The organism is Thermaurantiacus sp. (genome assembly GCF_053487655.1).
The window spans coordinates 1-11,337 of record NZ_JBRCLD010000090.1 but is presented as its reverse complement, the minus strand read 5'-3'; the positions used below and the strand labels follow the sequence as shown (position 1 = coordinate 11,337).

Genomic DNA, 11,337 nt, shown 5'->3' with positions numbered 1-11,337 from the left:
TCAAGCGAGGGAATCGAGGACGCCGTTCGCAATGGCGTGCGCCGGGCCGACGAGTCGCTCGATCAGATCCGGGGGGTGTGGGTGAAGGACATCGAGGCAACCGTTGAAGGCGGGGAAGTCAAGGGCTGGCGTGTGCGGATGATGCTGACGTTCGAGCTCAAGGACTGAGGATGAAAGCGCAGGCGTAGGCCGACGAGGCCGAAGCCGGCCAGAAGCAGTGCCCAGCTTGCCGGTTCCGGAAAGACCGATTCGACGACCGCGTAGGCAAAACGCGTGTCGTGATAGAACCCGTTTCCGACGCATCTCTGTGGAGTTGGCAGCCAGATAAACGTCTCCGGCCAGAGGTCGTCAGGGTTGCGGTTGGGCTTGCTCCTCTGGTCGGGGTGTCTTCCGCCACAGTGATCCAGAAGGTGCCGTCGGCACGGCGAATGACCGCGATCACGGGCGCAACGTGCCCCGGATTCTCGGAGCCAGTGGGCTCGGCACCGGTTGTGACCGCGATCTCGACATCCTGACCAGGTTTTACGGCTTTCAGAACTTCCTCAACATTGGAAACGCGGCGGGCACGGACGCGCCAGCCTCTGCCGTGAACCCACTTGTCCTTCAAGCTGTCCCAGTTTCCGGGCGCGGGCGTGCCGAGGATGCGCGCGACGTCGTCCGGCTCGATATCGGTCTCGGGGATTCCAAGCTTCCTGGTCATGTTCAGGAACTGGAGACTGCTCGATACCGCAGTGGAAACGCAGGCGTTGAAGGCGCATTGCTGGATCGGGAAGTTCTTATGGAAGGCGGAAGCGATGATTCGGTCGCCGTCTTCGCTGCCGGGCTTCGGCGGGGGTGGTGGCTTGACCGTCGGTGGGTTGGCGGTCTCTTCTCCAAGACCGCCGCCGCCGACGATTTGAACACCGACCGCTGCGATACCGGTCATCGGCGGAGGGGCTTCGAGCGGGTGTGCGGTGACGCTGAAACCATCGCCGAGCGTGGTGACGCGAGTGCCATCAGGCACGCCGAGGTCGAAAGAGGCGGCAGTGAAGGTGCCGACACCGTCATACGCAAGCAGGGGAAGGTTGGCGACACGCCATTCGCCATCGACCCTCATGTTGAGATACTGTGGCACGGCCGGACCGGTGTAGACGATCCGGACCGAGCCCCAGGCTGAGGCCGTCATTGGCGGGGCAGGGGTGCCATCGATGGCGACCAGGGCGAACTCCAGCTGGCGGAAATCGAGCGACACCGTGGCCGTGGCAGGCGCGGCCAGCAGCACAGCAGTGACACCGACGGCCACGTAACGCATGACGCGGCCTTTCGGTAAACACCTGTGCGAGGAGATCGGCACGAAAATTGCAAGTGATGGAAACAAACCTTCCGAGTTTGTCAGAACTGATTTGTCCTCGACGGTTCCAATTTCAATTTCGGACGGTCGAACCGGAGGGTGGCGGGCTGAGGCCGAGGGCGGAAAGATCGGCAAGGGCGGCGGCAAGGTCCGCGTGGGCGGCCGCCTGGCGCAGCCTTGCGTCGATTGCGCGGACTTCCGCATCAGCCGCAGCCTCCTCGCGCACTGTCGTCAAGAAGAGATCGCTTGCGCCAAGCTGGAACCGGCGCCGTTCCGCACGCGCCAGTTCGAGTGCGGCTTCGCGTTCGCGCGCGGCCAGTTCGACCAGGCGGCGGGAGGCGCGGACATCGGCGTCGAGCGCATCGAGGGTGACGCTGATCTCCTCTTCCAGTTGGCGGCGGCGGAGCGCGAAGGCCTGGATTTCAGCGCGGGTGGCAGCGATCCGGCCCGAGGCGGTGCGCTGCTCGAGCGGTAATGAGAAGGCGAGGCCGACCTTGGTTTCCGTGCCCGAGCGCGACGGGCCACCCAGCCCCTCGGCGCCGAGATCGCGCGAAGCCTCCACCTTGAGGTCGACCCGGGGTTTCCTGAGATTCTCATTAAGCCGGAGCTGCTCGCTCGCCTGGGCGAGGCGGAGATCGATTGCCTTCACATCAGGCCGCGTGCCGAGCGCCTGGCGGGTGCGGGCGTCGGTGCTGCTGTTGCCAATGGGCAGCGGCGGCGGAAGAGCTTGCGGCAGCCGAGCTTCCGCTGGGACTTGTGGGCGCCCGTCAGCGTCGCGCCAGTAGATGGAGAGGCGCACGGCAGCAGCCTCGAGCGCACGCTCGGAATCAACGACAAGCGCCCGCCGGCGCAAGATGGCCTGCTCATTTTCCGTCACGATGATGGCTGGCCTTGCGCCTTCTCTTACCTGGCGGCGGAAGCCATCCTGCCGTTCCTCGGCAATGGCGAGCAGTTCCCGGTAGACCCGGAGCCGCTGGCCGGCGGCAACCCAGGCGAGCCAGGCGTCGATGGCGCGCCGCTGGATGGCAATCGCAGTCAGCAGCGTCTCCGTCTCGGCGAGTGCAACTGCCGTATCGGCAAGGAACAGGCCGAAGCGGCGGTCGTCGATGGCGCGGTCCCGCAGGAGGGCGAACAGGGCGCCAACCTTGAGCTCGCCGCCCTGGTTGGTGAAGCTCTCATCCTCGTAGACGGGGAAATCGCCGCCAGAGACCCGATAGCCACCGTAAATCTGGCCGCCTCGGCGCAAAAAGGGGCGTGTGACAGTGGTACCGAGCAGGCGGCCATCATAAGTGCCCGAGAGGCGGGTCTCGGCCGTGCCGGTCACGACCGTGTCGAAGGCGCCTTCGGCTTCCGTCCGGCGGGCTTCGGCAGCGCGCACCCGGGCCATGGCCTCGAGCACCTGGGGCGCGTGCTGGCGGGATGATTCCAGCACTTCGGCAAGCAGCAGCGGCTGGGCAAAAAGGGGGGCGGTCAGCACTAGCCAGAGCGCAGCAAGGGCCAGCGCCGGCCGGAGGCCGGCGAGGCGCCTACGCACCCTCGGATCCCTTCGCGGGGGCCTCGGCCGGAATGAGGCCGCCTTCGCTTACCGAACGTGTGACCTGCAGCGGGAATCGGTTGAGCTGGCGCCAGAGTTCGAAGCCGACGGTGACCGTTTCCATGAGGACCCAGCCGCGCACCTGGCCGCCAAGCCGAATTGCCGGCTCCTGCGGCCAGGGCGGACGGTCAGCTGCAGGGAGCACGAGCACGCGATAGAGGCCATTGGGGGAAGCGGCATCGTCGGTGGCATAGACGACACCGTCGAAGACGCCTCGGGCGATCGAGGGCCAGCCCGAGAATTGCACTGCCGGCCAGCCCTCGAACTGGAGGCGGACCCGCCGGCCAGCCTCGACAAGCGGCACATCGACTCCCTGGACGAACAGCTCGACGACCGGCTGGGACTGGCGTGGCGCAAAGGTGGCAAGGACATCACCTTCCTTCACAAGGGTTGCTTGGTCGAGAGCGCGGATCTGCAGGATCCGGCCGTCGCGCGGGGCAACGACCACCTGGAGTGCGAGGCGATTGATGCGGGTGTCGATGCCCTGGAGCTTGGCGCGGGCCTGGGCCACCTTGGCTTCGAGATCGGCGACCCGGATTTGCGCGGCCTCGAGGTCGCGGGGGGCAGCAAGGCCTTCGGCGACAAGCGTGCGCTGGCGGCCGACATCGAGCTGGGCGATCCGGACGGCCTGCTCGGCAGCGCGGATTTCGGCTTCAGTCTGGCTGCGCTCGGCTTCAAGCCGGTCGAGGATGTCGGGATCGGTATCGACGACGCGGACGATGGGGTCGCCAGCCTCGACCTGCTCGCCTTCGCGCACATACCATTCCTCGACTCGACCGGGGACGAGGGCGGAGATGTTCTGGACTCGGTCGGCAGGGTCGAGCGTGGTGATCCGGCCTTCGCCATAGGCGGTCTGCACCCAGGGCGCAAAGGCCAGGAAGGCGCTGACGATGACAAGCGTTGCCACGAGCATGATGGCAACGGCGCGACCGATTCCGGGAACCCGGATGCCAGACAAGGTCGGGAAGCGGGCGTAGTCTTCCTCAAGCAACGACAAGTCGGCGTCCTTTGCCCACACTGGTGCGCAGCCGGTCGAAGCCCGTGCGATCCTTGAGGAGGATCTGTTTTTCGCGACCGATCCACAAGAAACCGTCGAGGGTCAGATCATCCGGCCGGTTGGTGAAATGGATAAGCGTGGTGGAGGTGCTGGCGAAATGGCGGAAGACATCCTCGAGGCGGTGGACCGAGACCATATCGAGAAGCGGCGACAGCACCAGGATCCGCGGCCGCGACAGGATGGCAGCTGCAAGCTTGAGCTGCATGGTCTTGGGCAAGCTCAACGGCCACCCAGTCGTCGACATGACGGTCTTCATCGCATCTGGCAGCATGGCGATCCGGTCTTCGAGACCGACAAGGCGGAGCGCGGCCGTAATATCGGCCGGATCGCCGCTCACGTTGGAGAGCGCAAGATAGGTCTCGATCGTGGTCTCGACCATGTTGGGACGGTCGAGCACCACGATCTCGGTTCTAAGGCGCACGCGATCAAGGGCTGTGATGTCGATGCCGCCTAGCGTTACCAGCCCGCTTTCCGGCCGGTTGTGGCGCTTCAAGAGATGGCTGAAAAGCCGCTCCATGCCCGGATCGCCGGACGCAATGAGCTTGGAGCCCTCGGGGATCTCGAAGTCGAACAGGACCGGGCCCGAGCTGTGGTGGAAACGGACGGCCATCAGCCGCAAGTCGGCGCTGGCGGGTGCCAAGACATGGCGGCCTTCCACGGGCTCGCGGCGAAGACTGTAGAGCTGGTTCAGCTCTTCAAGACCAGCGACGAGATCATAGAAATCCTCAATATAAGGGCCGAGCTGGGCAGCGCCGTAAAAGACGCCAGCCAAGATGAGCTCGGCGGCAACCAGCTGGCCGATGGACAACTGCTCTTCAATGACAAGCCAGCCGCCAAGTGCAAGCAGTGCCGCACTCGCAACGGCATAGAGGATGAAGAGGGCAATGGTCTGGGGAAAGCTCCAGCGGAAATGGCGAACCCGGGCCTGCATATAGTCTGCCGTCAGCTGCTCGGAGCGCTGGTAGGCGAAATCCATGTGCGCTGCCGACTTGTAGAAGCCATCGGAGGCGCCCACGCTCTCCAGCCAATGGGCAAGGTGGTATTTCGCATTGCAGACCTCGATCGAAGTCCGCATCGCACCGCGCAGGAAGATCGACCAAATGGCAGTGAGAAGAAGGACAAAGAGCGTATTGAAGACCAGGAAGAAGGGGTGATAGAAGGATGTGACGATAATCCCCACTCCGGCTTGCAGAAGAATGGTGAAGCTGCCGACGACGAGGCTGGGGACGGACTTGTGGACCGTCATCATCTCGAAATAGCGGTTGAAGATGTCGGCCTTGCGCGTGTCGAGGAAATAGGGATCTTCGGCGTGAACTGCGCGGACCGTGATTTCAGCGACGAGACGCGCGGAGAAGCGGCGCTTGAACAGCTCCATGAGCCAGGTGCGAAGCGAGGCGAGCATGGCCCACAGCAGAAGGAGGCCGAGCAGCGCGAGGCTCAAGACGACGAGCGGAGTCTCAAGCCCGGTCGCCACCTGGTTGATCAGCATCTGGACGGAAATGGGCGTTGCAAGCGACAGCAGCGACAGGCCGACACCGTAGACGATTGCCAGCGCGAGGAACCCGCGGTCGGCACCGAGGATCGGGCCAGCCCAGCTGAGAACGTCGCGGAATCGGACCGTGCGCGGCGCGGCCATGGACACTCCTGCCTCAAGCGCCGGCGTAATCTAAGGGGGCAGCAGGCGGGTGGCAATGCTGCTTGGCATATGCGCTTGGGGGCGCAGTGCGTGCCCGTGGCTCAGGCGCCGAAGAGGCCGTGGAGGTGCCAGGAAAAGTCGCCGGTTGCCGGATCCTCGCCGTCGCCGCAGCGGAACAGCCAGAAGCGGGCGCCCTCCTCGTCCTCGACGACGAAATAGTCTCGCACGGGGCCCGCCGGCTCGGTCCACCATTCGCCGTGCATCCGCTCCGGGCCATCGGCGGCGCGCACCCGGTGGCGGCGGCCGCGCCAGACGAACATGACCGGCGGCCGGTCGGGGAGCATGGCGATTGCATCCACCCGCTCGGGCGGCTCGACGAGGCGGGTGGGGCGGGGGAGGTGCGCCGGCCAGCTTCCAGAAATGGTGGCAAGCGGCGGGGCGCTGACGACGCTCGCCTCGGGGAAGGCCGCGGCCCTGGGAGCGAGGCGGAAGACGGCGCCCTCGCCCAGCCGCGCGGCAAGGCGGTCCACCGTCTCGGCGAGGCCGGGGCCCGAGTCGGGGCCCTGCTGCTGCGGCGGCAGCGTGGCGGCGAGCGGGCAGGCGAGCGTTGCCGCCTCGATGCCGAAGCCGGGATCGACTCCGTCCACCAGCAGATGCAGGAGGCGGGCGAGATGGGCGACTTCGCGGCTGGGGGCAGCAGTGCCAGTGCGGACGGCAGCAATGGTGCCGTCGAGGCGCTGGAACAGGAGATCAAGCCGGCGGGCGCCCTGCCCTCCTTGCGCGAGCTTCTGGCAGAGCAGCGGGACCAGCCGGTCGATGAGGGCGTGGAGGGCCTGCGGCTCGGCGACAGGCTCGGCAAGCGGGAGGGTGACGGCCAGCTGCTCGGGGTGGGGGAGGAAGCCCAGGGGCTCGCCGGCCTGGCCGAGGGCTGCGTCGAGCCGCCGCAGGAGGGGAAGGCCAAAGCGCCGGCCGATGCTGGCGCGGGGGAGGGCAAGAAGATCAGCGATGGTTGCGATTCCGAGGCGGGCGAGGCCGGCAGCGTCTTCTGCTGGCAGGCGCAGGGCGGCGACCGGGAGGGGGGCGAGTGATTCGGGGTGGGCGTGGGGCGGCACGACAAGCGTGGGCGCGGCAGCGAAGCGGGCGAGCGCATGGGCGGCGCCGGCGGTGTCGGCAAGGGCGGCGCGGGCGGAGAGGCCGGAGCGTGCCAGCCGGGCAACGAGGGTCTCGAGCATCCGCGCTTCGCCGCCGAACAGGTGGGAAGCGCCGGCAGCTTCCAGGAAGAGGCCATCGGGCGGGTCGAGGGCGACGAGCGGGCTCATCCGGGCGCGCAGCCAGTGGCCGAGGCGCGCGAGCGCGGCAGCATCCGCTGCGGCATCATGTGGCTCGACATGAAGACCGGGCAGGCGGGCGCGGACCCGGGCGAGCGGCTCGCCTGCTTTTATGCCCAGCCGCAGCGCTTCTGCTGAGGCGGCGGCGACTTCCTGGCAGTTGCGGGCTTCGCGGACGAGGACGAAGGGCTCAGGCGGCGGCCCCGGCGACGCGGTGCTGCGGCGGGCGCGCAGCAGCCGTTCCACCGGCCAGTTCGGCAACCACAGCGAGAGGAGACGGGGCATCGGCAGCTCCGGACGGTTCGACGAGCCAGGTGCGGGGAAGCGCAGCCGCAGCGGGTCCACGGGCGCGCGCGAGCGTGAGCTGAAGCCGGGCCGGCCCAAGCCCCACGCCGCCCACACCGGCAAAAAGCGGGCGATGGGCGGGAAGGGCGGACGGTGCGGGCGCGACGCTCCAGACGGTGCGGGCGGCTGTCGGCACTGAAAGCCCGGGTTTGCGGAGGAGGAGGAGGGCGAGCGTGCCGCGGCTCTGGCAGCGCAGCTGGAGCCGGCGCGAGGCCGCCATCAGCCAGGAGCCGGCGCGGCGGATCTCACCGACGACGACGGCGGCAGCACCCATCGCCTCTTCCATGGCGGCGAGCGCGGCGCAGTCGCTGTCGGCACGGGCGATGAGGAGGCGGGAGGGCGAAAGGCCGGCCTGGGCGAGGCCGGGGGCGAACAGGTCGCGGGCGGTTGTCGCCCACAGGAGCTCGCCTTGGGTGCGCCCGGCAAGCAGGGCGGCAAGCAGGGCGGTTGCAGCATGGGCGTGAGGGGTGGCGGGGAGGAGGAGGTGGAGGGCATAAGGTTCGAGGCCGCCGCCGAGCGCCTGGTCAATGGCGGGGGCGAGCGGCAGGCGCGGCACGGCCGAGGCCGCGGGAGACGTTTCGTGCGCGGCGAGGCGGGCGCGAAGCTCTGCCAGCCGGGCCGGGCCGGAAGGGCTGGGCGGGACGGGCGCGAATCGGGGCGGCATCGGGCGCATTGTTCGCCTTATGTTCTACTCATGTTCCGATCTTGCAAGCAGACTCTTTGCCACCGCGATCGGCGATGGGGATCAGGCGAGCTGGGTGAAGCGCTCCACCTTCTCAGTGGGGCCAGAGACGATGAGGATGTCGCCGCGCTGCACCACGGTTGCCTCGGTCGCGTAGGTGAAGCACTCGCCTGGCCGTTTCACGCCGACGACGGTCACGCCGAACTTCTCGCGGATGTGCGTGTCAGAGAGCGGCTTGCCCACCAGCACGTCGGGCGGTGTCGTCTTCACGAAGGCATAGCCGTCGTCGAGCTCGATGAAGTCCATCATCCGGGTCGAGACGAGGTGGGCCACTCGCCGGCCGCGGTCGGCCTCGGGCATCACCACATGGTGGGCGCCAGTGCGCTGGAGAATGCGCTTGTGGCGATCATTGACGGCCTTGGCCCAGATGACGGGCACGCCGAGCTCGGAAAGGGCGAGCACGGTCAGCACGCTTGCCTCAAGATCGCTGCCGATTGCGACCACCGCTGCGCCAAGCTCGTGGACACCGAGCCGCCTCAAGGTTGCCGGGTTGGTCGAATCCGCCTGCACCACATTGGCGAACTCGTCCGCCATCTGCTGGACGATTTCCATCTTCTCGTCGATGGCAAGGAAGTCGCGGCCCATTCGCGCCAGCTCGCGCGCGACTGCCGTGCCGAAGCGGCCGAGGCCGATGATGGCAACCGCATCGATTCGGGTCTCAGCCAATGATCGGGCGCTCCTCCGGGAAGCGATACTGGGGCTTGCCGCGGCGCAGTGCAACTGCAGCTGCTGCCGTGATGATGCCAACCCGGCCAACATACATGAGAAGTGCCATGACGACCTGCCCTTCCGGCGGCAGCGCGGCGGCGGCGCCGGTTGACAGCCCAACGGTTGCAAATGCGGATATGGAATCGAAGACGACGTACTCGACTGGAATTTCGGTCAGCATGAGAAGCACGAAGACGGCAAGGCTGACGGTGCCGACCGCGAGCAGGGCAATCAGCAGCGCCTGGCGCTGGACATCGGGGGCGATCCGGCGGCGGAAGATATTGGCGTCCCCCTGGCCGCGCACCTCGGCGAGCGCGACGAAGCCGAGCAGGAAGAAGGTCGTCACTTTGATCCCGCCTGCGGTCGAGGCGCTGCCGCCGCCGATCAGCATGAGGCCCCAGGAAAGGGCCTGGGTCTCGTCGTGAAGCGCGGTCATGTCCATGGTGGCAAAGCCGCCGCTGCGCGTCATCACCGAGTGGAACAGCGCCTCGACCATCTTCCATCCCGGTGCTGCCGGCCCCAGCGTTTCCGGGTTGCTCCATTCGGCGATGAGCGTGACCAGCCAGCCGAGGAGGAGCAGGATCGCACTTCCTGCAAGCGTCAGCTTGGTGTGGATGGACCAACGTGCTGGCGTTTGCCATTCCTGCCGGAGCTCGTGCAGCACGGGAAAGCCGAAGCCGCCGAGCAGCACGCCCACCATGAGGCAAGCAAGCAGGACGCCGTCGCGCGCCATGCCGGGCGTGGCGACGGCGCCGAGCGCGAACCCAGCATTGTTCCAGGCGGATACGGCGTGGAACATGCCGTTCCACAGCGCGTCAAGGGGCGCGAGGCCATCGCGAAGCAGGAAATTGAGGCTGAGCACGGCGGCAAGCACGCCTTCGACCGCGACCGTCAGGATGACGACGACCCTGACCACGCCGCCGACGTCACCCATGTCGAGCGAGCGCATCTCGGCGCGCTGGAGGATGCGTGCGGACAGCCGGTTGCGCCCGGTCACCAGCAGGCCGAGCAGCGTTGCCCCGGTCATGATTCCGAGCCCGCCGAGCTGGCAGAGCAGGAGGATGATGGCGTGGCCCGTGCCGCTCCAGTAGGTCGCCGTATCGACGACGGTGAGGCCGGTCACGCAGAAGGCGGAAGTGGCAGTGAAGAGGGCGACGACGAAGGGGGCGCTGCCTTCGCCTGCGCGGGCGAGCGGCAGCATGAGGAGGGCAGTCCCGACGCCAATTCCAACCAGGAAGGCGGCCGGGATAATCCGCGTTGGGTTGAGGATGGTCGACACGCGCTGCTGCCCTGCTCTCCCTCTTGCCTCCCTCCGGGCTGCCGGCAACCCCTTGCTGCCCCTGGCGCCCGCTCCTCGCCACCTTCAAGTTTCGCCGCAACAGGAGTTCGCCTTGGCACGGTTTCTCTTCGCCCTTTTGGCGCTTGTCCTTGCGCCCCTGGCCCAAGCCGCCGTTCCGGTCGGCGAGCTCGCCCAGACCGTCCAACCGCTCGACTACCGCATCGTGCTCAAGGTCGACCCGGCGAGGGATCGCTTTTCCGGCGAGACCGAGATCCGGATCCGCCTTGCCGAGGCGCGCGACATGCTGTTCCTCCACGGCCGCGGGATCCGCATCAAGCGCGCCGAGGTGAAAACCGATGCCGGCCAGACGCTGCGCGCGGCGGCAACGCAAGTGCATGAGACCGGCGTCATCGCGCTGCGCCTGCCAAAGACCCTGCCTGCGGGAACCCACACCCTCCGCTTTGTCCATGAGGCACCGTTCATGACTGCAGCCGAGGGTCTCTACCGGGTGAAGGTGGGCGAGAGCTGGTATGCCTGGACCCAGTTCCAGGCAATCGACGCCCGCCGTGTCTTCCCCGGCTTTGACGAGCCGCGCCACAAGACGCCTTTCACCGTCTCGCTTACCGTGCCTTCGGGCCTCAAGGCCTTTGCCAATACGCCTGAAGTGGCGGCAAGGCCCGCCGGCCGCGGCTGGACTCGCCACGACTTTGCGCCTTCTGAGCCGCTGCCGACCTATCTCGTCGCGCTCGCGGTGGGCGATTTCGATGTGGTCGAGGCCAGCATCCCGCCCAACGCGGTGCGCAGCCGCGCGCTTCCCTTCCGCGCCATTGCAACCAAGGGGCAGGGCGGCCGCCTCAGCTTCGCCTTGGCCGAGACCCCGAAAATCCTCGCACTGGCCGAGCGCTATTTCGGGACCGAATATCCGTTTGCCAAGCTCGATGTGATTGCGTCCCCCATCATGGGCGGCGCCATGGAGAATGTCGGGCTCGTGACCTTCGACGACACGCTCCTCCTCTTGGACGACGACGCGCCGATCCAGCAGGTGCGCAGCTTCGGCGTCGTGATGGCCCATGAGCTTGCGCACATGTGGTTTGGCAATCTCGTGACACCGCGCTGGTGGGACGACCTCTGGCTCAACGAGAGCTTCGCCACCTGGATGGGGAACCAGCTGGGACTGGAATGGCGGCCTGATCTTGGCACGCGCGCGCTCGAGCTTGCCCAGGCGCTCGGCGCGATGGACGAGGATTCGCTCGCCGCGGGCAGGCCGATCCGCCAACCCATCACCGACAGCGCCGACATCAATTCCGCCTTCGACAGC

At 67.3% G+C, this 11,337-nt stretch carries 9 protein-coding genes; 2 read left to right on the top strand and 7 right to left on the bottom strand.

Annotation, left to right across the window (positions count from 1 at the left end; all coding sequences use genetic code 11):
- Nucleotides 1-12 precede the first annotated feature (12 nt).
- A complete protein-coding gene (locus tag ACWIQA_RS09015) occupies nt 13-168 on the top strand; it encodes a dodecin family protein (protein WP_448582741.1) in 156 nt (51 codons plus the stop codon).
- A gap of 1,235 nt (nt 169-1,403) precedes the next feature.
- Here the strand turns inward: ACWIQA_RS09015 and ACWIQA_RS09010 are convergent.
- The 7 genes from ACWIQA_RS09010 to ACWIQA_RS08980 all read right to left on the bottom strand — a co-directional run bounded on the left by ACWIQA_RS09010 (nt 1,404) and on the right by ACWIQA_RS08980 (nt 10,019).
- Nucleotides 1,404-2,864, bottom strand: coding sequence for a TolC family protein (locus ACWIQA_RS09010; RefSeq protein WP_448582740.1), 1,461 nt, complete (start codon nt 2,862-2,864; stop codon nt 1,404-1,406).
- Nucleotides 2,857-3,921 carry an HlyD family efflux transporter periplasmic adaptor subunit gene (locus tag ACWIQA_RS09005; protein ID WP_448582739.1) on the bottom strand — a complete coding sequence of 355 codons (1,065 nt, stop codon included), beginning with the start codon at nt 3,919-3,921 and terminating at the stop codon, nt 2,857-2,859. Before ACWIQA_RS09005 ends, ACWIQA_RS09010 begins: the two co-directional genes overlap by 8 nt.
- Complete coding sequence (locus ACWIQA_RS09000) at nt 3,908-5,617, bottom strand: ABC transporter transmembrane domain-containing protein (RefSeq protein WP_448582738.1); 1,710 nt, start codon at nt 5,615-5,617, stop codon at nt 3,908-3,910. Before ACWIQA_RS09000 ends, ACWIQA_RS09005 begins: the two co-directional genes overlap by 14 nt.
- A gap of 101 nt (nt 5,618-5,718) precedes the next feature.
- On the bottom strand, nt 5,719-7,230 hold the full coding sequence (locus tag ACWIQA_RS08995) for a Y-family DNA polymerase (RefSeq protein WP_448582737.1): 1,512 nt from the start codon (nt 7,228-7,230) through the stop codon (nt 5,719-5,721).
- On the bottom strand, nt 7,136-7,963 hold the full coding sequence (locus ACWIQA_RS08990) for a hypothetical protein (protein WP_448582736.1): 828 nt from the start codon (nt 7,961-7,963) through the stop codon (nt 7,136-7,138). Before ACWIQA_RS08990 ends, ACWIQA_RS08995 begins: the two co-directional genes overlap by 95 nt.
- Before the next feature lie 72 nt (nt 7,964-8,035).
- Nucleotides 8,036-8,698, bottom strand: a complete 663-nt coding sequence (locus ACWIQA_RS08985; protein ID WP_448582735.1) for a potassium channel family protein — start codon at nt 8,696-8,698, stop codon at nt 8,036-8,038.
- The gene (locus tag ACWIQA_RS08980; protein WP_448582734.1) at nt 8,691-10,019 is read right to left on the bottom strand and encodes a TrkH family potassium uptake protein; all 1,329 of its coding nucleotides are present in this window, start codon (nt 10,017-10,019) and stop codon (nt 8,691-8,693) included. The genes ACWIQA_RS08985 and ACWIQA_RS08980 overlap by 8 nt, the downstream gene beginning before the upstream one ends.
- 112 nt (nt 10,020-10,131) lie before the next feature.
- Here ACWIQA_RS08980 and ACWIQA_RS08975 point away from each other — a divergent pair.
- A partial coding sequence (locus ACWIQA_RS08975; protein WP_448582733.1) for a M1 family metallopeptidase occupies nt 10,132-11,337 on the top strand: 1,206 nt, incomplete at its 3' end.